Source organism: Pseudomonas sp. PGPPP1, assembly GCF_002255865.1.
GTDB classification, from domain to species: Bacteria; Pseudomonadota; Gammaproteobacteria; order Pseudomonadales; family Pseudomonadaceae; genus Aquipseudomonas; species Aquipseudomonas cremoris.
The window spans coordinates 17,289-39,433 of the sequence record NZ_NKIG01000043.1; the positions used below are offsets into that span (position 1 = coordinate 17,289).

At 58.0% G+C, this 22,145-nt stretch carries 28 protein-coding genes; 14 read left to right on the plus strand and 14 right to left on the minus strand.

Features of this window, described 5'->3' with window-relative positions; translation table 11 throughout:
* The first annotated feature begins 46 nt into the window (after nucleotides 1–46).
* Nucleotides 47–763, plus strand: a complete 717-nt coding sequence (locus CFE47_RS29025) for a DUF969 domain-containing protein (protein ID WP_286842392.1) — start codon at nucleotides 47–49, stop codon at nucleotides 761–763.
* Entirely contained in the window at nucleotides 760–1,710 is a 951-nt protein-coding gene (locus CFE47_RS29030; protein WP_286842355.1) for a DUF979 domain-containing protein, read from the plus strand. The genes CFE47_RS29025 and CFE47_RS29030 overlap by 4 nt, the downstream gene beginning before the upstream one ends.
* Before the next feature lie 41 nt (nucleotides 1,711–1,751).
* Here CFE47_RS29030 and CFE47_RS29035 read toward each other — a convergent pair whose 3' ends face one another.
* The 5 genes from CFE47_RS29035 to CFE47_RS29055 form a co-directional block, all read right to left on the minus strand.
* On the minus strand, nucleotides 1,752–2,069 hold the full coding sequence (locus CFE47_RS29035; protein WP_286842357.1) for a hypothetical protein: 318 nt from the start codon (nucleotides 2,067–2,069) through the stop codon (nucleotides 1,752–1,754).
* Between the two features lie 121 nt (nucleotides 2,070–2,190).
* Nucleotides 2,191–3,591 carry a heavy metal sensor histidine kinase gene (locus CFE47_RS29040; protein ID WP_286842360.1) on the minus strand — a complete coding sequence of 467 codons (1,401 nt, stop codon included), beginning with the start codon at nucleotides 3,589–3,591 and terminating at the stop codon, nucleotides 2,191–2,193.
* A complete protein-coding gene (locus CFE47_RS29045; RefSeq protein ID WP_286842362.1) occupies nucleotides 3,588–4,259 on the minus strand; it encodes a heavy metal response regulator transcription factor in 672 nt (223 codons plus the stop codon). Before CFE47_RS29045 ends, CFE47_RS29040 begins: the two co-directional genes overlap by 4 nt.
* Before the next feature lie 42 nt (nucleotides 4,260–4,301).
* On the minus strand, nucleotides 4,302–4,553 hold the full coding sequence (locus CFE47_RS29050; RefSeq protein WP_286842364.1) for a DUF2790 domain-containing protein: 252 nt from the start codon (nucleotides 4,551–4,553) through the stop codon (nucleotides 4,302–4,304).
* A 109-nt stretch (nucleotides 4,554–4,662) separates the two neighbouring features.
* Nucleotides 4,663–5,433 (minus strand): alpha/beta fold hydrolase, encoded by a 771-nt coding sequence (locus CFE47_RS29055; RefSeq protein WP_286842367.1) that lies wholly within the window; start codon nucleotides 5,431–5,433, stop codon nucleotides 4,663–4,665.
* A 213-nt stretch (nucleotides 5,434–5,646) separates the two neighbouring features.
* Here CFE47_RS29055 and CFE47_RS29060 point away from each other — a divergent pair, with 213 nt between their 5' ends.
* Nucleotides 5,647–6,324 (plus strand): HAD-IA family hydrolase, encoded by a 678-nt coding sequence (locus CFE47_RS29060; protein ID WP_286842369.1) that lies wholly within the window; start codon nucleotides 5,647–5,649, stop codon nucleotides 6,322–6,324.
* A 19-nt stretch (nucleotides 6,325–6,343) separates the two neighbouring features.
* Here CFE47_RS29060 and CFE47_RS29065 read toward each other — a convergent pair whose 3' ends face one another.
* From CFE47_RS29065 to csrA, 3 genes are all read right to left on the minus strand, one after another.
* Entirely contained in the window at nucleotides 6,344–6,640 is a 297-nt protein-coding gene (locus CFE47_RS29065; RefSeq protein WP_286842371.1) for a DUF1652 domain-containing protein, read from the minus strand.
* 94 nt (nucleotides 6,641–6,734) lie between these two features.
* On the minus strand, nucleotides 6,735–6,986 hold the full coding sequence (locus tag CFE47_RS29070; RefSeq protein WP_286842373.1) for a hypothetical protein: 252 nt from the start codon (nucleotides 6,984–6,986) through the stop codon (nucleotides 6,735–6,737).
* 200 nt (nucleotides 6,987–7,186) lie between these two features.
* Nucleotides 7,187–7,381 (minus strand): carbon storage regulator CsrA, encoded by a 195-nt coding sequence (gene csrA / locus CFE47_RS29075; RefSeq protein WP_003192511.1) that lies wholly within the window; start codon nucleotides 7,379–7,381, stop codon nucleotides 7,187–7,189.
* 247 nt (nucleotides 7,382–7,628) lie between these two features.
* Between csrA and CFE47_RS29080 the strand changes: the two genes are divergently transcribed.
* Nucleotides 7,629–8,009, plus strand: a complete 381-nt coding sequence (locus tag CFE47_RS29080; RefSeq protein WP_286842375.1) for an SPOR domain-containing protein — start codon at nucleotides 7,629–7,631, stop codon at nucleotides 8,007–8,009.
* Between the two features lie 31 nt (nucleotides 8,010–8,040).
* Here the strand turns inward: CFE47_RS29080 and CFE47_RS29085 are convergent, their stop codons facing one another.
* The 3 genes from CFE47_RS29085 to CFE47_RS29095 form a co-directional block, all read right to left on the minus strand.
* On the minus strand, nucleotides 8,041–8,730 hold the full coding sequence (locus CFE47_RS29085; RefSeq protein WP_286842377.1) for an endonuclease: 690 nt from the start codon (nucleotides 8,728–8,730) through the stop codon (nucleotides 8,041–8,043).
* 4 nt (nucleotides 8,731–8,734) lie between these two features.
* Complete coding sequence (locus CFE47_RS29090; protein ID WP_286842378.1) at nucleotides 8,735–8,986, minus strand: DUF1654 domain-containing protein; 252 nt, start codon at nucleotides 8,984–8,986, stop codon at nucleotides 8,735–8,737.
* A 190-nt stretch (nucleotides 8,987–9,176) separates the two neighbouring features.
* Nucleotides 9,177–10,265: an asparaginase gene (locus tag CFE47_RS29095; protein WP_185704146.1), complete on the minus strand. Its 1,089-nt coding sequence runs from the start codon at nucleotides 10,263–10,265 to the stop codon at nucleotides 9,177–9,179.
* A gap of 490 nt (nucleotides 10,266–10,755) precedes the next feature.
* Between CFE47_RS29095 and CFE47_RS29100 the strand changes: the two genes are divergently transcribed.
* The 7 genes from CFE47_RS29100 to CFE47_RS29130 are packed head-to-tail and all read left to right on the plus strand — an operon-like array spanning nucleotide 10,756 to nucleotide 17,720.
* Nucleotides 10,756–11,712 carry a sugar ABC transporter substrate-binding protein gene (locus tag CFE47_RS29100; RefSeq protein ID WP_286842380.1) on the plus strand — a complete coding sequence of 319 codons (957 nt, stop codon included), beginning with the start codon at nucleotides 10,756–10,758 and terminating at the stop codon, nucleotides 11,710–11,712.
* A gap of 57 nt (nucleotides 11,713–11,769) precedes the next feature.
* Nucleotides 11,770–13,323, plus strand: a complete 1,554-nt coding sequence (locus tag CFE47_RS29105; RefSeq protein WP_286842382.1) for a sugar ABC transporter ATP-binding protein — start codon at nucleotides 11,770–11,772, stop codon at nucleotides 13,321–13,323.
* Nucleotides 13,320–14,297 carry an ABC transporter permease gene (locus CFE47_RS29110; protein ID WP_185704152.1) on the plus strand — a complete coding sequence of 326 codons (978 nt, stop codon included), beginning with the start codon at nucleotides 13,320–13,322 and terminating at the stop codon, nucleotides 14,295–14,297. Before CFE47_RS29105 ends, CFE47_RS29110 begins: the two co-directional genes overlap by 4 nt.
* A 3-nt stretch (nucleotides 14,298–14,300) precedes the next feature.
* Nucleotides 14,301–15,323: a LacI family DNA-binding transcriptional regulator gene (locus CFE47_RS29115; RefSeq protein WP_286842385.1), complete on the plus strand. Its 1,023-nt coding sequence runs from the start codon at nucleotides 14,301–14,303 to the stop codon at nucleotides 15,321–15,323.
* 23 nt (nucleotides 15,324–15,346) lie between these two features.
* Entirely contained in the window at nucleotides 15,347–16,264 is a 918-nt protein-coding gene (gene rbsK / locus CFE47_RS29120; protein WP_286842386.1) for a ribokinase, read from the plus strand.
* Nucleotides 16,261–16,665 carry a D-ribose pyranase gene (gene rbsD / locus CFE47_RS29125; RefSeq protein WP_185704158.1) on the plus strand — a complete coding sequence of 135 codons (405 nt, stop codon included), beginning with the start codon at nucleotides 16,261–16,263 and terminating at the stop codon, nucleotides 16,663–16,665. The genes rbsK and rbsD overlap by 4 nt, the downstream gene beginning before the upstream one ends.
* Before the next feature lie 26 nt (nucleotides 16,666–16,691).
* The gene (locus CFE47_RS29130) at nucleotides 16,692–17,720 is read left to right on the plus strand and encodes a nucleoside hydrolase (protein ID WP_286842387.1); all 1,029 of its coding nucleotides are present in this window, start codon (nucleotides 16,692–16,694) and stop codon (nucleotides 17,718–17,720) included.
* A gap of 33 nt (nucleotides 17,721–17,753) precedes the next feature.
* Here the strand turns inward: CFE47_RS29130 and CFE47_RS29135 are convergent, their stop codons facing one another.
* Complete coding sequence (locus tag CFE47_RS29135) at nucleotides 17,754–17,966, minus strand: hypothetical protein (protein WP_032886978.1); 213 nt, start codon at nucleotides 17,964–17,966, stop codon at nucleotides 17,754–17,756.
* 171 nt (nucleotides 17,967–18,137) lie between these two features.
* Between CFE47_RS29135 and CFE47_RS29140 the strand changes: the two genes are divergently transcribed.
* Both CFE47_RS29140 and CFE47_RS29145 read left to right on the plus strand, forming a co-directional pair.
* Nucleotides 18,138–18,446 carry a hypothetical protein gene (locus CFE47_RS29140; protein ID WP_185704164.1) on the plus strand — a complete coding sequence of 103 codons (309 nt, stop codon included), beginning with the start codon at nucleotides 18,138–18,140 and terminating at the stop codon, nucleotides 18,444–18,446.
* Between the two features lie 144 nt (nucleotides 18,447–18,590).
* Complete coding sequence (locus CFE47_RS29145; protein ID WP_185704166.1) at nucleotides 18,591–18,911, plus strand: I78 family peptidase inhibitor; 321 nt, start codon at nucleotides 18,591–18,593, stop codon at nucleotides 18,909–18,911.
* 73 nt (nucleotides 18,912–18,984) lie between these two features.
* Here CFE47_RS29145 and CFE47_RS29150 read toward each other — a convergent pair whose 3' ends face one another.
* Together CFE47_RS29150 and CFE47_RS29155 are read right to left on the minus strand one after the other, a co-directional pair.
* Nucleotides 18,985–19,197: a cold-shock protein gene (locus CFE47_RS29150; protein WP_003234260.1), complete on the minus strand. Its 213-nt coding sequence runs from the start codon at nucleotides 19,195–19,197 to the stop codon at nucleotides 18,985–18,987.
* A 289-nt stretch (nucleotides 19,198–19,486) separates the two neighbouring features.
* A complete protein-coding gene (locus CFE47_RS29155) occupies nucleotides 19,487–19,801 on the minus strand; it encodes a hypothetical protein (protein ID WP_286842388.1) in 315 nt (104 codons plus the stop codon).
* Nucleotides 19,802–20,167: 366 nt separating this feature from the next.
* Between CFE47_RS29155 and thrS the strand changes: the two genes are divergently transcribed.
* Nucleotides 20,168–22,090 (plus strand): threonine--tRNA ligase, encoded by a 1,923-nt coding sequence (gene thrS / locus CFE47_RS29160; RefSeq protein ID WP_286842389.1) that lies wholly within the window; start codon nucleotides 20,168–20,170, stop codon nucleotides 22,088–22,090.
* Nucleotides 22,091–22,145 lie beyond the last annotated feature (55 nt).

Consider the following 22,145-nt stretch of genomic DNA (forward strand, 5'->3'; position numbering starts at 1 on the left):
TCCTGCTTTCATGGCGCCGCAGCGCGCATTTAAGGACCTTACCGCCATGCAAACTGTTGTGAACTTATGGCCGTTGATCGGCGTACTTGTCATCGTGGTTGGCTTTGTCTTGCGCTTCAATCCGCTGTTGGTGGTGACCGCGGCCGCGATCGCTACCGGGCTTGCCGCCCATTTTCCGCTGGAGAAAATTCTTGCCACCATGGGCGATGGTTTCCTTCAGACCCGCGCCCTGCAGTTGATTCTGTTGTTGCCCCTGGCGGTCATTGGCCTGCTCGAGCGCCATGGGTTGCGCCTGCATGCGCAGAACTGGATCGCACGGTTCGAACGCGCCACGGTTGGGCGCTTGTTGATCATCTATCTGTTTGTCCGTGAGTCCACCGCAGCGATGGGTTTGACTAGCTTGGGCGGGCACCCGCAGATGGTGCGTCCGCTACTGGCGCCGATGGCTGAGGGTGCGGCAGAAAAACGCTACGGCAAACTGCCAGACAAGCTGCGCCACAAGGTGCTCGCGATGTGCGCCGCGACCGACAATGTCGGGCTGTTTTTTGGCGAAGACATCTTTGTTGCCTTCGGTGCGATTGCGTTGATGCACACCTTCCTTCTGGGGTCGGGGATCGATGTCGAACCGCTGCATATCGCGGTGTGGGGCATTCCGACGGCGATCTGCGCGTTTGTCATTCATGCGATCCGGCTCCATCGATTTGACCGAAAGCTCACGCGTGAACTGACGTCCGTCGCCATGCCAGTGGAGCCCGCGCAATGATCATCTCCATTCAATACCTTTACTGGCTCGCCGGTGTCCTGTTGTTGATTACCGCGGGCATGATCCTGATCGATCGAACCCATCCCAAGCGCTGGTCCAGTGCCCTGTTCTGGCTGCTGTTTGCCATTCCATTTCTGGTGGGTGAACGCTTGCCGTCGGTGGCTATTGGCGCAGGCGTGGTGGTAATGGCGTTGATCGCGGGCATGGGAGGTGTGGGGCGTGGCCAGCATGCGCAGCTGCATGACAAGGCCTCCCGCGCCAGTGCCGGTCGCCTTAGGCACAAGTTGTTTATTCCGGCACTGGCCATCCCCCTGACCACGGTGATCGGTTCCGTCGTGCTGAAGCACGCGGAAATTGGCGGCGTGCCGCTACTGGACCCGAAAAACACCACCTTCGTCTCTCTCGGTATCGGCTGCCTGATTGCGCTTGGCTTGGCCTGCTGGCTGACCCGTGACACGCCCGTGCAGGCGCTTCGTGAATCACGCCGTCTCACCGAAGCCTTGGGTTGGGCCATGGTGCTGCCGCAAATGCTGGCGATGCTCGGGTTGCTGTTCAATGAAGCAGGCGTGGGTACGGCGGTCGCCCATGTGACCACCACTTACATCAACCTGGATTTCAAGTTGGTAGCGGTGATGGTCTACGTGCTGGGCATGGCGTTGTTCACGATGATCATGGGTAATGGCTTTGCTGCCTTCCCGGTGATGACTGGCGGTGTCGGCGTGCCGGTGCTGGTCGGCATCTACGGGGGTAACCCGGCGGTGATGGCGGCGATCGGTATGTTCTCCGGCTACTGCGGAACCCTGATGACCCCGATGGCCGCCAACTACAATATCGTGCCGGCGGCGTTGCTGGAGTTGCCGGACAAGAACGCGGTGATCAAGGCTCAGATTCCCACGGCATTAATGATGCTGGTCGTGAACATCGTGCTGCTTTACCTGTTGATGTAGGGCTGTATTCCAGAAGAAGGCGAACAAGCCTGCGGCGACGCTCAGGTCGCCAGCAAGCGAGTGAGCCCGAACGTGATGGCGCAGACCAGGCCCGTCATTGCGAATGCCGTTGCTACGTACCACTTGATGAGATTAAGTTCAGTGGTAGCAAGGTCCGCTCGGGTAGCGAAGTGTTTTTCAATGGAGTCTGTCTTGCTCGAAACGGCGAATAGCTTCTCTTTCATTTCAGCTAGCCTCTTTTCCAGTAGGCCCAGGCGCTTTTCCAGGCCTGAGCCTCCGTCGTTACCTCCACCGCTTCTACCTTGAACCGGGATGCTTAGCGTGTTCGCTCCGCCAAATCGATACTGTTTTTTCTCCAAAGCATGTCACCTGTTTCAAACACTGTGAGATTGCACTTGGGAAGCAAGAGTAGTGGGAGTTTGGGCGAGTGGTGACTGGCAAGTTTTTGCAAAATACCACCGGGCGTCTGGCGCGTGCTTTTCAGTCCTCCTGTCGTGGGAAGTACAACTCAAAACACGTCATTCCTGCCTCACTGCTCACGCTGTAGCGCCCGTTGTGTAGCTGCATGATGGTGGCCACAATCGACAGGCCCAACCCATTGGACTGGGCCGAGCGCTCCCGCGATTGATCCACCCGGTAAAACCGTTCGAACAACCGCGGTAAGTGCTCGGCCGCGATGGTTTCACCGCTGTTGCTGATCCGCAGCTTGATGCCTTCGGTATCTGGAGCCGCCTCTATCAACAACTCGGAATTTGATGCGCCGTATTTGATGGCGTTGGCACATAGATTGGCCAGCGCCCGGCGCAGCAACATCGGTTCGGCCCAGATCACACCTTCGCCCTTGGCAATAATGCGAATATCCACATCACTCGCCAGGCCTTCGAAGTAGTCGGCAATGCGTTCTACTTCATCGGCCGCGTCGAGCGCCTGGCGTTGTCGCAAGGCACTGGCTGGGTCGGTGCGGGCCAGGAACAGCATGTTGTCGAGCATCCGCGCCAGGCGCTCAAGCTCTTCGACATTGGACGCCAGCAGATGTTGATAGCTCTCGATGCTTCGGCTTTGTTGCAGTGCGACCTGGGTCTCGCCCAACAGGTTGTTAATCGGCGTGCGTAGTTCGTGGGCCATATCGGTGGACACTTGACCCAGTTGCACAAAACCCTTGGCCAGGCGCTCAAGCATGGTGTTGAAGGCGTCGATCATCGGCAGCAGTTCTTTTGGCGCGCCATGGCTGTCGAGGCGTTCGGCAAGGTTGCCAACACCAATTCCTTGGGCATGCTCGGCCAGGCGTCGCAACGGTAGCAGCCCGCGATGCACCAGCAGGTAGCCAACAAGCGCCAGGATGATTGCAGCGATGCTTGCCAGGATATAAACGCTTAATCGGTAGCTGGCGAGTACGGCGGTGCGCTCGGTCATCAGGCGCCCCGTAGTGACTTGCAGGCTGCCCAGGTCTCCAGAGTCGATGAAGGCAGAAACCGTGGAGAAGGGCACACCATTCACGCCGGGTAGATGGTGCACATCGGCGAGTGTCAATTCGTGGTCTTTTGGTACGGGAGTTATAGGCGGTAAATCAATGTTGCCTGGGTTGACCACCAACAGCGGCTTTTGCCCTGGGGTAGCGATGCTTAGGACTGACTCGCGGTTGCCGAGCATGTTCTGGAACAGCTCCGGCTTGGTCTTTATCAAGTCCAGTGTGTTGCTGTCGTTGAGCAGGTTGCGCAGTTGATTCACGCGAGTGATCAGCGCTGCGTCGTCACGCATGACCAACTCTTGCTCTAACTCGCGATAGAGCGCCACGCCCAGGGTGGCCAGCAATGCAAAGGCGAGCAGGGCGAAGATCAGCGCCAGGCGCAGGGTTAGGGAGTGAGGGCGGCGATTGTTCATGGTTGTGTGTCGAAGCGATAGCCGATACCGCGTACGCTGTGGATCAGCTTGAGTTGGAACGGATCGTCGATTTTCAGGCGCAGGCGCCGTACGGCTACGTCGACCACGTTGGTGTCGCTGTCGAAGTTCATGTCCCACACCCGGGAGGCGATCATCGAGCGTGACAGAACCTGGTCCTGGTGGGTGGCGAACAGATGCAGCAGGGCAAATTCCTTGTTGGTGAGGGTGATGCGTGTACCGCCGCGAGTGACGCGACGTTTCAATACGTCGATTTGCAGGTCGGCGATCTGCAGTTGTTCTTCCTCCCGGCTCGGGCCACGGCGGGTGAGGGTGCGCAGGCGTGCCACCAGTTCGGCGAAGGAGAAGGGTTTGATCAGGTAGTCGTCGGCGCCGAGCTCCAGGCCCTTGATGCGGTCGGAAATATCATCGCGGGCCGTTAGAAAAAGTACCGGGGTGTCCGCTTCTTTGCGCAGTCGGCGCAGCACTTCCCAACCGTCCATTTTAGGCATCATCACATCCAGCACGATCACATCGAACGAGGTTTCCAGCGCTTGGTGCAGACCGTCCACGCCATCGCGGGCGAGGGTTACGGAATAGCCCAGTTCTTGCAGGCCGTTGAGCAGGTAGTTACCGGCCTTGGGTTCGTCTTCGACTACGAGGATGTTCATGGGAAATGCCCTGTTTCAATGCGTGGCGCAAGTGTAGTCCGATCAGTTGTCACTGGGGCAGCCGATAGCCTGTACCTGGTAATCCATCACGTGTTCGCGATTTTGGTGATCCAGATAATCGAGTCGCGCGGGCACGATACCGCATTGGCCGTAAGTGTCGGTGCTGGACAGTACTTTGGCGACGTCCAGATGCACGAAGAAGCCGACTTTGTCGTGGATCACATTGGGTGCATCGGCGGCAAACACAGAGCCGGTGGCGAGCAAGGCGGCGAAGCCGAACATAAACAGTTTCATGGCGATCTCTCTCTTTAAGGGGGCTGCCAGGTCGTGGCAGTAGGTTCACAGTAACCAGGCGACCCAAACAGCCCGCCAACAGGACGATGACAAGTTTGTAATAAAGGGCTTAAGGCTGGCGGCCGGAGGCTTCTAGGATCAGGTCGGTGATTTCCTTGGCATGGGACACCAACGACAAGTGGCTCGACGGCAACTCGAGGGTGGTGGCGTTCATGCGCTTGGCAAGAAAACGCTCCAAGTCCGGGTTAATGGTCTGGTCGTTTGTCGACACGGCGTACCAGGACGGCTTGGTGTGCCAGGCAGCATTTACGGTGCGGCCGCTGAACAGCGTTTTTGTGATCGGCTGCTGCACGGCGTATAGCTCCAGGGCTTTGGCGCGGGGAACGTCGGCTGCGAAGTACTTGAGGAACGCGTCCTGGCTGAGCGTGAGGTAGCCGTCGTGATCTACCACGCCAGACCGCACGGGCATGGTCGGATACTTGGCGGAAAGGGCGACGAAATCTTCGTTGGCGTCCGGTGCGCGGGCAGCCACGTATACCAATGAGCTGACTTTCGGGTTGACCCCTGCGTCGCTGACCACGGTGCCTGCGTAGGAGTGGCCGACCAGCACGGTAGGACCGTCCTGCTGATCCAGCACGCGATTGGTAGCGGCAACATCGTCGGCTACCGAGGTCAGCGGGTTTTGTACGGCGGTGACGTGCAGGCCGGCAGCCTGGAGGCGGGTAATCACCTCGGACCAGCTTGAGCCGTCGGCCCAGGAGCCGTGCACCAGTACCACGTTGTTGGCCTTGACTGGTGCGACGGTGCCGGCCATGGCGGTGCCGGTACCCAACATCAACAGGCTGGCGGCGATCAGGCAGAGTTTGCTTGCAGGCTTCATCAGGTAGACCCTTCTTCATCGGTGGGAAGTGACGTCAGCTGTTGTGGCTGACTGACGACTCCACTGTATGAAGCGAGGGGGGCGGCAAGCCTTACCGGCTCATTACAAAACTGTAATGCGAGGTTGGTGCGTTGGCAGCGTTTACAAGCCTCAAGGTGATCCGTAGATTGCGTTGGGTCGTTTATTTGTTTCAGCCCACGAGGAAGTCACGCAGTGTCCACCCGAGGTTCAGCCGTATTTGCCCGACGTTATCGCGCCTTCCTGTTCGACATGGACGGAACCCTGCTCAACTCCATCGCCGCCGCTGAGCGGGTGTGGGGCATTTGGGCTGAACGCCACGGTTTGGATGTGCCCGCGTTCCTGGCGACCATTCATGGTGCTCGCGCGATTGATACCATCACTCGCCAAGCATTGCCTGGCATTGACCCCGAAGTGGAGGCGCAGTGGATTACCGAGGCGGAAATCAATGATGTCGAAGGCGTCGTGGCGATTCCCGGCGCTGTTGCGTTTCTGAAGGGGCTGCCCGGGGATCAGTGGGCACTGGTCACATCCGCGCCCAAGGAGCTGGCGTTGCGGCGACTGCAGGCGGCAGGTATCGCGCCCCCTGCGGTGCTGGTAACCGCTGAAGATGTGGCCATCGGCAAGCCGAACCCTGGCTGTTATGTGCTTGGCGCCGAGCGTCTGGGGGTACCGGTGCAGGACTGCCTGGTCTTCGAGGATGCGACGGTGGGTATTCGAGCGGGAGAGGCGGCAGGGGCGGATGTGATGGTGGTGACGTCGACGCATCACGTACCGATGGTGACGGAGCATCCGTCAATCGCTGACTATGAGCAATGGCGGGTGCAGCGCAACGCTGACGGATTGTTGAGTTTGCAGGGCGTGACAGGCTGAAGTGAAAAGGTCGAGCCTGTCATGGGTCTCGACCTTGTTCGCAAGGCGCAGGGTCCTGTGAAGGCTGCAGTCGGCTGCTTCGAATACCTTGGCGTGAAAGCACCATTTCCCTGAGTAGCTCGTTGGCCAGCCGTGCAATCGCTTCGGCACCTCGATAGTGCGCCCGTACTATTCCAGTGATTGCGAAATGGTCGGTTTCGGGGCCGCTCAAGACTGCCGAAAGAGTACCGTCGGCGTGCAGCGTGCAGGTGACGTTGTAGCTGGGCAGGCGCGCTGCCAGTGCAGATTCGATTTGGGATTTTGTCAGGGTATCCATCTGCTTCAGCGCCTTTCGGTGACTATGCAAGCCAAAGCATAGGTCTTGTAGGGCGCCTGTAAATGCCGGCGATCCGATCGCAAAAAACAGGGCATCAGCGTGGAGCTTTCTGATTGGAGTGTTGGCACAATTTGCGTTGCACCACCTGCTGGATGGGCTTGAGACAGAATATAAACAGGTAGCCGCCCAGCAGCAGCGCCAGGTCGAACCAGGAATGAGAGTCGCTGGCGTCGCCGCCCTCGATTTCAAGCCACAGGGCATATTCGAGCCCGACGAAAGCGAGCCCGATCACCAGGGTAATTGCCCAGGATCTTGAGGTAAATGGTTGTGCAGTGGTAGGCATCATCGACGTGCTCCTGAGCGCACACGGATGGCAAGGTGTGGGTCAGAAGATTCGGCTATGGATGATGCAACAAGTTCCAGGCGAGAAGACAGTTTCATCTTGGAGCAAAGATGAACCCATAGTCCTCTTGGGCACCACAGAAGCAGTTCGAAGGGGTTTTCGCCAGCCGTCACAGAACGAAAGGGCTGGCTACTGAGGTCGCTTCAAGGCGTCTGGTTTTTGTCCGGGGCAGTCAGCCCGGCCTGGATGCGCTGGTAGATTTCCTCGCGATGCACGGCAACATCCTTGGGTGCGTTGATGCCGATTCGTACTTGCTGGCCGCTGACGCCCAGGATGGTGATCGTGATGTCATCACCGATGTTTATGCTTTCACCGACTTTTCGGGTGAGTATAAGCATGGACTTCTCCTTGATTACTTTGAAGGACACATGTTTCAGACAGGGCAAGTGTCGGATGTGCGTAGCTTACTGCGAAGCGCTTCCCTGTGACTGCCTCTTTTAGGACGCATAGAGGCGACATTAATTCCCATGGCGGCATCATACAGGTCTGGGATACATCATTCGCATTGTTTAAGCCAACGTTTATGACGGCCAGAATAGACAGTGAATGATAAAGTCGCCTCTTTATCTTTAAAGGAGCAGGGCAGTGCGTAAAGTAGCGATGGCAATTGCGGTGTTGGCATTGGCCGGTTGCGGTGAAGGCAAAAGCGTCGATGCGCCCAAGGCCAAGCCTGCCGTGACCGAAAGCCAGCCACAAACCGGCGCGATTGCCGCCCAGGAATGGGACCTGCGAGTCGGCCCGCCGGACCACAAGCTGCAGGCGATTACCGACCTGACCGCCTGGTTGCTGGAACATGGTTTTAATTTTTATATCGTGAAAGTCGACGGCAAGGATGATGTGCTGTTGGGCCCATTCGCCACTAGGGCGGAAGCCGAGGCCAAGCAAGCACTGCTTGCCGAAAAGCTCGCCCGGGCCAAGAAAACCGATACCGAGTCTGAGATCATCGAACACAAGGCTGCGCAGTAACCAGGAGGCGGGGCGAGAGCCCCGCCCAGGTTCAACCGCAGGCCTTGAGGTTCACCGGGCCGACAAACTCGTTACCGCGCCCCATCACGCACGCGACGGTCTGGTTACGCTGGCGTTCCCAGGTTTGTACCGGGTAGGTTTTATTCCAGGCTTCGTACAGCTGGCGGTCCTGTTTCGATAGGCGCAGGCCGTACTGCTTGCTCATGTAGAAGTAGGTGCGGGCGATCATCCCCCGAATGGACGGGCGTGGCATGACCTTCTTGGCCTTGAAGTCCACCTGGGTCAGGCACGAACCGTACTGCCCGCTTTGCACTGGCAGCCAGCCAAAACTGAAATTGTTACGGTCGCCGTTGACCTCCCCAATGCTGGGCACCAGGTTGTGCAAGTCGGCTTCGGCGCGCTTGAACGCCTCGTCATTGCGCGTGCAGTTCTTGCGCCCGCCGTTCTGCCAACACTGGCGCTGATGCCCGATCTGCCACGCTGGGACGATGTGCTCCCACTCGATACGCGCTGCGCGACTGGCACTCTTGCGTGGGATGTAGCCGCAGGCTTTCAGGTCCACCCGGTTGCCGGTGTACTTGCAACCGCAATAGAACTCGGTGGATTGTGGGGCGTAGAGTTTCCAGGCGACTTTCTTGGCTTCGCTGAACGTCCGAGGTGCCTGGGCATGGGCAGTAACGGCAAAAAACAGGCAACACACAGCAATAAAACGGGCACTCATTAAATCAATCTTCCTTCGGTACAACCCAGAAAATCTGCACGCCGCCGTCGTCCCTATAGGCAAGGGTGACGTTGTCGTTTTCCGCGATTTCTTCCAACAAGCGTCCCCACTCATCTTCAGGTTCTTCCGGCAAGCGGAAGATCAAGGCTGCCTTGGCTTTTTGGGCGTTGGTGGAATTGATGATCTTTTGCACACGGATGGCCAGGCGATGGTAGGCGTCTGGCGGGGTTGGCGCTGCGGAAGAGGACTTTGCCACGAAGTGTTCCTTAATTTGCTGTACGTGCATACAGTATTTAACTGTAAGCAATTTCGCAACTGCTTAGACTTCAAGAAGTTCTTCTGACAGCGTTCAAGGCGGCTTGGTGTAGGACGAGGATGTTTTTATCGCGGGGATTTGCGGAAGTGCAGGGGCGGTTAAACCGCCCCTGCCGTAGCATTTTCGAGAATCAGTATTCCCAGAAAATACGTTGCAGCTCTTTGCTGTCCTGGGTCTTGGTCAGGGCGACCATGGCCAGGATGCGGGCTTTCTGCGGGTTCAGGTCTAGCGCTGCAACCCAGTCGTACTTGTCATCAGGCTGTTCGGCGTTGCGCAGGACCATACCGCCGGCATTGACGTGGGAGGAGCGAATGATCTGCACGCCTTGTTTGCGCAGTTCAACCAGTGCCGGTACCACTTTGGACGATACCGAACCATTGCCGGTACCCGCGTGGATAATGGCTTTTGCGCCAGCCTGGGCGAGCGCTTTGTAGGCGGTGTCGCTCACGTTGCCATAGCCGTAGGCAATTTCAACATCGGGCAGGCTCTTGATGTTCTTGATATCGAACTCCGAGTCCATGGTGTGGCGCTTGGCTGGCAGGCGGAACCAGTAGGATTTGCCCTCAACTACCATGCCCAGCGGACCCCAAGGGCTCTTGAAGGCTTCGGTCTTGATGTTGATCATCTTGCTGACGTCGCGACCCGATTGGATCTCGTCGTTCATGGTTACCAGCACGCCTTTGCCGCGCGCATCTTTGCTGCCAGCCACGGCTACAGCGTTGTACAGGTTGAGCATGCCGTCCGCCGACATGGCGGTGCCCGGACGCATGGAGCCAACCACGACGATTGGCTTGTCGGTTTTTTCCACCAGGTTCAGGAAGTAGGCGGTTTCTTCCAGGGTGTCGGTACCGTGGGTAATCACGATGCCGTCCACGTCCTTGCTGTCGGCCAATTCGGCGACGCGACGACCCAGTTGCAGCAGGTTTTCGTTGGTGATGCTTTCGGACGCAATTTGCATCACTTGCTCGCCGCGCACATTGGCGATCTGGCTAAGCTCAGGAACACCGGCGATCAATTGCTCGATGCCAACCTTGGCCGCCTGGTAGGTGGCGCTGTTGGCGGCGCTGGCGCCAGCGCCGGCGATGGTGCCGCCAGTGGCGAGGATCACCACGTTGGACAGTTTGGTCTTGGTTTCAGCTTCCTTTGCCTGGGCGGCAACGGGGAACAGCAGCAGGAGGGCCAATGCGCCCGGAACAATGTTCTTCAGTGCAGATTTCATTATTTTTCTCTCTGGTTTTTGATGAGTGCTGTAGCAGGTTCATCTAGAACACCTGGGCAGTTCTGAATGCCACAAGGTGATGGGTTAGAGCAGGATCTGTACCAAGCTGCTTTACGTATTAAGTTAAATATAAGTTATTGTTTTTAAATATTATTTTTCATATTTTTAATAGGCTTAGCCCGATGGTTGTCCGGCTTTCCGAACATCGGGAGGTATCGTGTTCGGTTGTCCGAAAAGGCTCGTGGGCTAAGCCAGGCTGTAGCGTGACAGCGCCGTCATTACATGTCGTTTTGGAGAACGACCGGGCGATTAGGATGTTTAACAAAACCCATCGCAAAGACGAGGGCAGGGGTTATAGGGCTCGGATGAAAGGCCGTTTTCTACCGTTGACAAATCACGACAAGGTTCTCATAGTTTGAGTAACGCAAACGTTTGCGAGATGTTTCGCAGCAAGCGTTGCTCACAATAATCATAAGATCGGAGTGAACCCATGAAGCTGCCATTCGCTGGACGTCTTCTTGCTGTCGCTGTGCTTGCTGCCGCATCCGCTGCCCTGCCTCTCTCTTCCGCATTCGCTGATGACGCCGCCAAACCCAAGGTCGGCGTGGTCATGAAATCCCTCGCCAACGAATTTTTCGTGACCATGCAAGACGGCGCCAAGGAATATCAAAAAGCCCACGCTGCCGACTTCGACATGATCACCAACGGGATCAAGAACGAAACCGACACCAGCGCCCAGATTGATATCGTCAATCAGATGATTCTTTCGAAAGTGAACGCCATCGTGATCGCCCCCGCTGACTCCAAGGCGCTGGTCACTGTCCTCAAGAAGGCTTCCGATGCCGGTATCAAGGTGGTCAACATCGACAACCGCCTGGACCCGGACGTGCTGAAAAGCAAAAACCTCGATATCCCCTTCGTTGGCCCCGACAACCGCAAAGGCTCTAAATTGGTGGGCGACTACCTGGCCAAGCAACTGGCTGCGGGTGACAAAGTCGGCATCATCGAAGGCGTCCCCACCACCACCAATGCCCAGCAACGCACCGCAGGCTACAAAGATGCGATGGACGCTGCAGGCATGAAGATCGTGTCTACCCAATCCGGTAACTGGGAAATCGACCAGGGTCAGAAGGTTGCCTCTGCGATGTTGAGCGAGTACCCGGACCTCAAGGCGCTGTTGGCCGGTAACGACAATATGGCATTGGGCGCTGTTTCCGCCGTGCGTGCGGCTGGCAAGGCTGGCAAGGTATTGGTAGTGGGCTACGACAACATCGAAGCCATCAAGCCGATGCTGCAGGACGGCCGCGTGCTGGCGACCGCCGACCAGGCGGCTGCCCAACAAGCTGTATTCGGTATCCAGAACGCACTCAAGCTGGTCAAGGGTGAGAAAGTCGACTCCAAGGATGGCGTGATCGAAACCCCGGTCGAGCTCGTCCTCAAGAAGTAATCCTGGCGGCACCCAACAGCGTCCGCTCGTCCTGAGCGGGCGCCTGGAGATTTTCCTATGTCATCTTCCGCCCCGAACGCTGTCCTCTCGGTCAGCGGTATCGGTAAGACCTATGCCCAGCCGGTGCTGTCCGACATCACCCTGACGCTCAATCGCGGCGAAGTGCTGGCGCTGACCGGTGAGAACGGTGCAGGCAAAAGCACCTTGTCGAAAATTATCGGCGGGCTGGTCACTCCGACCACCGGGCACATGCAATTCAACGGTCAGGACTACCGCCCTGGCAGCCGCACTCAGGCTGAAGAGCTGGGTGTGCGCATGGTCATGCAGGAGCTCAACCTGCTGCCGACGCTGACCGTGGCCGAAAACCTGTTCCTGGATAACCTGCCAAGCCACTGTGGCTGGATCAGTCGCAAGCAGCTGCGCAAGGCCGCCATCGAGGCCATGGCCCAAGTCGGCTTGGACGCGATTGACCCGGACACGCTGGTCGGCAGCCTGGGTATCGGTCATCAGCAAATGGTCGAGATCGCCCGCAACCTGATCGGCGACTGCCATGTACTGATTCTCGATGAGCCCACGGCCATGTTGACGGCCCGTGAAGTCGAAATGCTGTTTGAACAAATCACCCGCTTGCAGGCCCGGGGCGTGGCGATCATTTATATTTCGCACCGGCTGGAAGAACTGGCCCGTGTCGCCCAACGCATTGCGGTCCTGCGTGACGGCAAGTTGGTCTGCGTCGAACCGATGGCCAACTACAACAGCGAGCAGTTGGTGACCTTGATGGTCGGCCGCGAGCTGGGTGAACAGATCGACTTGGGTCCGCGCACAATCGGCGGCCCGGCCCTGACGGTGAAAGGCCTGACCCGCTCCGACAAGGTCCGCGACGTGTCCTTTGAGGTTCGCGCAGGCGAGATCTACGGTATCTCCGGGCTGATCGGCGCGGGCCGTACTGAACTGTTGCGTCTGATCTTCGGCGCCGACCTGGCTGACAGCGGTACCGTCGCGCTAGGTTCGCCAGCCCAGGTGGTGAGCATCCGCTCGCCAGTGGACGCGGTAGGCCATGGCATCGCCCTGATTACCGAGGACCGCAAGGGCGAAGGCCTGCTGCTGACCCAGTCCATCAGCGCCAACATCGCGCTAGGCAACATGCCGGAAATCTCCGGCGGCGGGGTGGTCAATGGCAGCGACGAAACCGCCTTGGCCAAACGCCAGATCGATGCCATGCGTATCCGCAGTTCCGGTCCGGCGCAATTGGTTTCAGAGCTGTCCGGCGGCAACCAGCAGAAGGTTGTGATCGGCCGTTGGCTGGAGCGCGATTGCTCGGTGATGCTGTTCGATGAGCCCACCCGTGGGATCGACGTCGGTGCCAAGTTCGATATTTATGCCTTGCTCGGCGAATTGACACGTCAGGGCAAAGCACTGGTGGTGGTGTCCAGCGACCTGCGTGAACTCATGCTGATCTGCGACCGCATCGGTGTGTTGTCCGCCGGACGCTTGATCGAGACATTCGAGCGCGACAGCTGGACCCAAGACGAATTGCTTGCCGCCGCCTTTGCCGGCTATCAGAAACGTGATGCGCTGCTCAACGACGCAGCGCTTAGGGATACCCCATGAAAACCACAACTTCCCCCGGTAAAGCTGGCGGCAACTTCTATGGCCTGGGCACCTACCTTGGGCTGGCGGGCGCGTTGCTTGCGATGATCGCGCTGTTCTCAGTGCTCAGCGATCACTTCCTGTCCTACGACACGTTCAGCACCCTGGCCAACCAGATCCCGGACCTGATGGTGCTGGCGGTGGGCATGACCTTCATCCTGATCATCGGTGGCATCGATCTGTCGGTGGGGTCGGTGCTGGCGCTGGCGGCGTCGGCGGTTAGCGTAGCGATCCTGGGCTGGGGCTGGAGCGTGTTGCCGGCCGCTGTGCTGGGCATGGGCTGCGCCGCACTGGCTGGCACCATTACCGGTTCGATCACCGTGGCCTGGCGCATTCCGTCGTTTATCGTGTCCCTGGGCGTGTTGGAAATGGCTCGCGGCGTGGCGTACCAGATGACCGGTTCACGTACGGCCTATATCGGTGACTCGTTTGCCTGGCTGTCCAACCCGGTCGCGTTTGGCATTTCGCCTTCGTTCATCATTGCGCTGCTGGTGATCATCGTCGCCCAATTGGTGCTGACGCGGACGGTATTCGGTCGGTACCTGATCGGTATCGGCACTAATGAAGAAGCCGTACGCCTGGCGGGGATCAATCCCAAGCCCTACAAGATCCTGGTCTTCAGCCTGATGGGGCTATTGGCGGGTGTGGCGGCACTGTTCCAGATCTCGCGCCTGGAAGCGGCGGACCCAAATGCTGGCTCCGGCCTGGAGTTGCAAGTGATTGCAGCAGTCGTGATCGGCGGCACCAGCCTGATGGGTGGGCGCGGTTCGGTCATCAGCACCTTCTTTGGTGTGTTGATTATTTCAGTATTGGCCGCCGGCCTGGCGCAGATCGGGGCCACGGAGCCCACTAAACGCATCATTACCGGTGCCGTGATCGTGATTGCCGTGGTTCTCGATACCTACCGCAGCCGCCGCGCCAGTCGGCGGGGCTGAACCATGGCAACGATCAAGGATGTGGCAGCGCTTGCAGGTATTTCCTACACCACGGTGTCACATGTGGTGAACAAGACGCGCCCGGTCAGCGAGCCGGTGCGAATTAAAGTCGAAGCCGCGATCAAGCAACTCGACTACGTACCCAGCGCCGTCGCGCGTTCGCTCAAGGCCAAGACCACAGCCACCATCGGCTTGCTGGTGCCCAACAGCCTCAACCCGTACTTCGCCGAGTTGGCTCGGGGTATTGAGGATTACTGCGAGCGTAACGGCTACTGCGTGATCCTCTGCAATTCCGACGACAACGCTGAAAAGCAGCGCAACTACCTGCGGGTGTTGCTGGAGAAACGCATCGACGGGCTGATCGTGACTTCGGTGGGCGGCGACGATAGCGGGCTGGCCGCCGGCTTGAGCGCAGTGCGCACGCCGATGGTAATTGTCGACAGGGCGCTGGACGGCATTGATGTCGATCTGGTGCGTATCGATCACGAGGAGGGCGCCTACCTGGCGACCCGGCACTTGCTTGAATTGGGACACCGGGATATCGCTTGCATCGGCGGCCCCGCGCGTACTCGCGTGGCGCAAATGCGTCTGGCCGGTTACCACCGCGCATTGCATGAGGCGGGTGTGGAAGTGGCACCCAATCGTACCCAGGAAAGCGATTTCACCAGCACTGGTGGGTACGCTGCAGCGGTGCGACTGTTGGCGGAAAACCCGCCCAGCGCTATTTTTGCCAGCAACGACATGATTGGTTTCGGCGTGTTGCGCGCAGCAGCGGAGCGTAACATTCGTGTGCCTGGCGAGCTGTCGGTGATCGGTTTCGATGACATTCAAATGGGCCGATACGTCTACCCGGCGTTGACCACGGTCGGGCAATCGATCGTCCAGTTGGGCGAAACAGCGGCTGAGCTTTTACTGAAACGAATTGCGACACCCCAACTGCCGATCGATCAACGAATCGTGACGCCGAGCATTGTATTGCGCGAGTCGACGGCGCCCGTCGCCGGTGTCTTCGCTCAATACCGCTGAACCGAATTGATGAGTACTGATGTATGCCCGCAAAAGTAGTGGTAGTAGGCAGTTTGAACATGGACCTGGTCACCCGCGCCAGCCGGTTGCCGCGTGCCGGTGAAACGCTGATCGGCCAAACGTTCTCCACGGTGCCTGGCGGCAAGGGCGCCAACCAGGCGGTGGCATCGGCGCGTCTGGGGGCAGAGGTTGCGATGATCGGCTGCGTCGGCACCGATGCCTACGGCACTGAGCTGCGTGACGCGTTGCTGGTGGAGGGTATTGATTGCCAGGCCGTCAGCCGTGTGGATGGCTCCAGTGGCGTGGCGCTGATCGTGGTGGATGACAACAGCCAGAACGCGATTGTAATCGTTGCCGGTAGCAACGGTGAACTGACGCCGGCCTCGTTGCAGGCGTATGACGCGGTGCTGCAGGCAGCCGAGGTGGTCGTCTGCCAGTTGGAGGTGCCGATGGAGACCGTGGGCTTCACGCTCAGGCGTGGCCGAGAGCTGGGTAAGACCGTGATCCTTAATCCGGCGCCGGCTAGCGCACCGCTGCCTGCTGAGTGGTACGCCTCGATTGATTACTTGATTCCCAATGAAAGCGAAGCCACTGCGCTGAGCGGTGTCACGGTGGATTCACTCGACAGTGCCAAGCTGGCAGCGACTCACCTGATCAAGGCGGGCGCAGGTAAGGTCATCATCACGCTGGGCTCCCAAGGCGCATTGTTTGCTGACGGCCTGACCTTTGAGCACCTGCCAGCGCCCAAGGTCAAGGCGGTGGACACGACGGCGGCTGGCGACACCTTTGTGGGTGGCTTTGCCGCCGCATTGGCCGGCGGAAAAAGCGAAGCTGAAGCCATTCGCTTCGGTCAGGTCGCGGCGGCGTTGTCAGTGACCCGTGCCGGTGCGCAACCCTCTATTCCTACGTTGCACGACGTACAAGGTTTTGTGTCCCCATGAAAAAGACCCCTCTGCTCAATATTGCCCTGTCGCGTGTGATCGCCTCCCTGGGCCACGGCGATATTTTGGTGATCGGCGATGCTGGCCTGCCGGTGCCGCCGGGCGTCGAGTTGATCGACCTTGCATTGACTCAAGGCATCCCGGACTTCATCAGTACGTTACGCGTTGTGCTCAGCGAAATGCAGGTGGAAAGCCATGTACTGGCTGAAGAAATCCTGCTCAAGCAGCCGCCGGCCCTGAGTGACCTGAATACCCTCACAGAGCACGCGGCCCTGGGTGATCGGCGCCTGGTCAGCCACGAGGAGTTCAAGCAGCTCAGCCGCAAGGCGCGGGCCGTGGTGCGTACTGGCGAGTGTCAGCCTTACTGCAATATTGCGCTGGTGTCCGGCGTAACGTTTTAGCCTTTTCCAACGACAAGGAGTGTTTTATGCAACGTGGTCTCCCAACCCTGAGAAATCTGTTCCGGAGTGTTTTGCTCTTGTCCGCACTCACCGCAGCAAGCGCCCAAGCGGCGGAAAAAATCGACTTGATCATCGACACTGACCCGGGCGCCGACGATGTGGTGGCCCTGTTGTTTGCCATGGCCTCTCCGGAGGAGCTGAGCATTCGGGCGTTGACCACTGTTGCCGGTAATGTGCGTCTGGATAAGACCTCCCGCAACGCAAGGTTAGCCCGCGAGTGGGCAGGGCGGGAGGACATTCCGGTGTACGCTGGTGCGCCGAAACCGCTGCTGCGCACACCGATCTACGCTGAAAATATCCATGGCAAGGAAGGTATTTCCGGCGTCACCGTACACGAGCCGAAAAAAGGCCTGGCCGAAGGCAATGCCGTTGATTACCTGGTCAAGACATTGAGCACTGCCAAGCCACACAGCATCACGATTGCGATGTTGGGCCCGCAGACTAACCTGGCGCTGGCGCTTACCCAGGCTCCTGAAATCACCCAAGGCATCAAGGAGGTGGTGGTGATGGGCGGCGCACACTTCAACGGTGGCAACATCACGCCGGTGGCCGAATTCAACCTGTTTGCCGATCCGGTTGCGGCTGAGATCGTGCTCAAGAGTGGTGTCAAGCTGACCTACTTGCCGTTGGATGTGACCCACAAGGTGCTGACCAGTGACGCGCGCTTGAAAAAGATCGCCGACCTGAACAATAACGCCAGTAAAGTCGTTAGCAATATTCTCAACGAATACGTCAAGGGTGACATGGAGCACTACGGCATCCCAGGCGGGCCGGTGCATGACGCAACCGTCGTTGGCTATCTGCTCAAGCCATCGCTGTTCAGCGGCCGCCAGGTCAACATGGTGGTGGATAGTCGTGAAGGCCCGACTTTCGGTCAGACCATCGTCGATTGGTACGACGGCTTGAAGCAGGAAAAGAATGTGTTCTGGGTTGAAAACGGTGATGCCCAGGGCTTTTTCGATCTGCTGACCGAGCGCCTGGCGCGCCTGAAATAAGCGGTTTTCCGGTCGGCGTTCGCCGGCCGGTTCTTATTCGCGCTCGGGGTTGTGAGCGCCCATGTGATCGGCCGGGTACTTTTCGAATACCTGGCCGATAAACGCTTGTGCCGCCTGGGTCCCGAGTTCCTTGACCAGCAGGTCGATGCCGATGATTGCCAATTCCTCTGGGCTGCCGGGGCTGTAGGAGCTCTGTCCTTGGGGCCATTTGGCTTTGATATCGGCTTGGAGCGTTACGGTGGTCATGGAGGTCTCACGGGGCTAAAAGTGCTGGGTAGTGCGCTAAAACGCGGTTCTTGCCGGCGCAGTTAACCATTTTGTATCGGGTTTGGCACTGATACTTAGGCATAACGCACTTCGGCAAGAGGGCGTCGCTGTGCGACACTGTCCCCTTGTTTAATCACCGGGGAACACCGCGTGCAGATTGATTTGAACAACCCCGAGAGCTTGACCCTGGCCGCTGTGCGTCAACTGATCGCGAGCGCCAGTGACGACGAACATACCCAGTTGCGGGTAACCAAGGGTGGCATCGCCTATATCTCGTCCGGGAAAGCCGTAGGCGGTGTGGATATCGACGGGCTGCTGTTTCGCCTGGAAACCTGGGCCAAGGGCTCTGGTTATGTGGGTAACGTGGCTGCCAGTGACGAGGTCTGGGTTACCCAGATTTTCAACGCGCTGAAGCAGAATTGGCCAAAGCCGCCGTTTGACTACATCGATATCTACTGATCACGTTCATATCTGGTCACGATTGCCCAAGCGATTGCCGGTCGAGAGTCAGGCAGACTTGCGCATCGGCAGTTTACGTCTTGAAACCAATTCGCCAGACCGCTGTCGCACGATCTCTGTCCATTTTTTATCATAGGAGGCTTCATGCCTTGGAAGCTCGCATCATTCGGTACTTTGTTGGCAGCACTCGCGTTGGCGGGTTGCAGCACCCCGGGTGCCTCTGAGCCAGCCAAAGACGCCACCGTGGCCGATGCCGGTCATAGCCGCTGTGAGTCGAAGGCCGCCGAATTCACCATCGGCCAGAAAGCCTCGCCACAACTGCTTGAGCAGGCCCGTACTCGCGCCGGTGCGCAGAACGCCCGGATCCTCAAGCCCAACGACATGATCACCCTGGAGTACCGTTCTGACCGTCTCAACTTGAACACCGACGACAACCTGGTGATCACGCGGGTCAATTGCGGCTAAGTCTCTCCAGGCTTTTGCAGCGCCCATAAAAAACCCCGTCACATGGACGGGGTTTTTTTAGCTCAGCGGAGAATTACTCGCCGCGAACCTGTGCAGCTTGCATACCCTTTTGGCCTTTCTCAGCCACGAAGGAAACGGTTTGGCCTTCTTTCAGGCTTTTGAAACCGTCGCTTTCGATAGCTTTGAAGTGTACGAACAGGTCGTCACCGCCACCTTGAGGAGTGATGAAGCCGAAGCCTTTTTCATCGTTGAACCATTTAACGGTGCCGGTTTGGCGATTAGACATGGTGTATCTCCAAGAAACATATATTTTCAGTAGTGCTGTGCTGCTCAGGCCAACTGGGCACACCGGGCTATCATAGTCGAAATGTTCGGCTTGGGAGCCCCCCCAAGGCATTGTTTGCTAATCAATAGCGTTGCGTTTAGTGCTTGGTTCAGCTGAAAGCCCCGGTCTACGGGGCTTTGCTGCGAAATATCAGCTGGTAAAAAAAGCCGTAAAAGCTGCGTAATTTGTGAGAAATGGCAGTTTTCAGGCTGTTTTTTCAGCAAAACGACCGTCTGATCATTGGCCGATCTTACTTTTTCTGCACGACTTTGCAGGACGAAATAGCAGCGACTGCTTTATTTTTCAGTTCGGGCTTGGCGTTCTGGTTGGTCATCAGTTCCTTGATCTCAGTCGTGGTCAATTCGGCATTGATCTTGTCGGCGCCACATTCACAGTGGTCTTTGGCCGTTTTGGCGTCGACGCTCTGCTGGGCGGCTGCACTGCAATCTTTGACAAAGCTGTCGCGAGCTCCGGCTGGCCAGTTCGACGGCGCTGCTGCCTGTGCGCCGAGAGATAGGAAGGTCAGGGAAGCGGCGAGAGCGAGGGTCGAGGTAAAACGCATCATGGGATGCTCCTTTGGGTCGAGGACGAACGGCGATTCTCAGTGGGTTTGAGGTATTGCGTACAGCTCAAGTTCACTTTTGCAGCGTTGAAACCAGGAATTTGTCATTACATAACATGGCGTCGGCGCGATGACCGTTCATCTGTGCTAGCATCGATGCCTTGGCTATTTCCTGGCGCGCCATTTGCCGCCTTGCCATGTTCTTTTTAGCTCACTCCAGTCACTCTGGTTCGATTATCGGTTGGCCGAAAGGCTCCTGCCGCTGTAAGGCAGGCGTTCATCAGTGAACGGCCTGGTATTGGATCTTGTACTGGCTCATCCCAACCCACGTGACCTTTGGTAGGGGTCACCACTAGGAGAGGAGGCGCCATGCCAACTATTACTCTTCCCGACGGTAGTCAACGTTCATTCGATCATCCGGTTTCCGTAGCCGAGGTCGCCGCATCCATCGGTGCCGGCTTGGCCAAGGCCACCGTGGCCGGCAAGGTCGACGGTAAGCTGGTTGACGCCAGCGACCTGATCACCAGCGACGCCAGCCTGCAAATCATCACGCCCAAGGATCAAGAGGGCCTGGAAATCATTCGCCACTCTTGCGCTCACCTGATTGGCCACGCGGTCAAGCAGTTGTACCCAACCGCGAAAATGGTGATCGGCCCGGTCATTGACGAAGGCTTCTATTACGACATCGCCTACGAGCGTCCTTTCACGCCGGACGATCTCGCAGCCATCGAGCAGCGCATGCACGCGCTGATCGAAAAAGATTACGACGTGATCAAGAAAGTCACGCCGCGCGCCGAAGTGATCGACGTGTTCACTGCACGTGGCGAAGACTACAAGCTGCGTCTGGTAGAAGACATGCCGGAAGAGCAGGCCATGGGCCTGTACTACCACGAAGAATATGTCGACATGTGCCGTGGCCCGCACGTGCCGAACACGCGTTTCCTTAAATCGTTCAAGCTGACCAAGCTGTCCGGCGCCTACTGGCGTGGCGATGCGAAGAACGAGCAACTGCAGCGGATCTACGGCACTGCCTGGGCTGACAAGAAGCAGCTGGCCGCCTACATCCAGCGCATCGAAGAAGCCGAGAAGCGCGATCACCGCAAGATCGGCAAGCGGCTGAACCTGTTCCACCTCCAGGAAGAAGCGCCGGGCATGGTGTTCTGGCACCCGAACGGCTGGACCCTGTACCAGGTGCTTGAGCAGTACATGCGCAAGGTTCAGCGTGAAAACGGCTACCTGGAGATCAAGACTCCTCAGGTCGTTGACCGTAGCCTGTGGGAGAAATCCGGGCACTGGGCCAACTACGCCGACAACATGTTCACCACTCAGTCGGAAAACCGCGACTACGCCATCAAGCCCATGAACTGCCCATGCCACGTGCAGGTGTTCAACCAGGGCCTGAAAAGCTACCGCGAGTTGCCGATGCGCCTGGCCGAGTTCGGTGCTTGCCACCGCAACGAGCCATCGGGTGCGCTGCACGGCATCATGCGCGTGCGTGGCTTCACCCAGGATGACGCCCACATCTTCTGCACCGAAGAGCAGATGCAGGCCGAATCCGCTGCGTTCATCAAGCTGACCATGGACGTTTATCGTGATTTCGGTTTCACCGAAGTCGAGATGAAGCTGTCCACTCGTCCGGAAAAACGCGTTGGTTCCGACGAGCTGTGGGATCGCGCTGAAGCTGCGTTGGCTGCAGCACTGGACAGTGCGGGCCTTGCGTACGATCTGCAGCCGGGCGAGGGCGCCTTCTACGGTCCAAAGATCGAGTTCTCGCTGAAAGATTGCCTTGGCCGCGTCTGGCAGTGTGGTACCCTGCAGCTCGATTTTAACCTGCCGATCCGTCTGGGAGCCGAATACGTCTCCGAAGACAACAGCCGTAAACACCCGGTTATGCTGCACCGGGCGATCCTCGGTTCGTTCGAACGGTTCGTCGGGATCCTGATCGAGCACTACGAGGGTGCATTCCCTGCGTGGCTGGCTCCGACCCAGGCAGTGATCATGAATATCACTGATAAACAGGCAGATTTTGCCGCTGAAGTTGAAAAAACTCTCAACGAAAGCGGGTTTCGTGCCAAGTCCGACTTGAGAAATGAAAAGATCGGCTTTAAAATCCGCGAGCATACTTTGCTCAAGGTTCCCTATCTTTTGGTTATCGGAGATCGGGAAGTCGAGATGCAGACTGTCGCTGTGCGTACTCGTGAAGGTGCTGACCTGGGCTCGATGCCCGTCGCCCAGTTCGCTGAGTTCCTCGCGCAAGCGGTTTCCCGGCGTGGTCGCCCAGATTCGGAGTAATTATTATTAAGCGTGAAATGAGACAAGATAAACGAGCTGCACCGAAAGCCCCGAT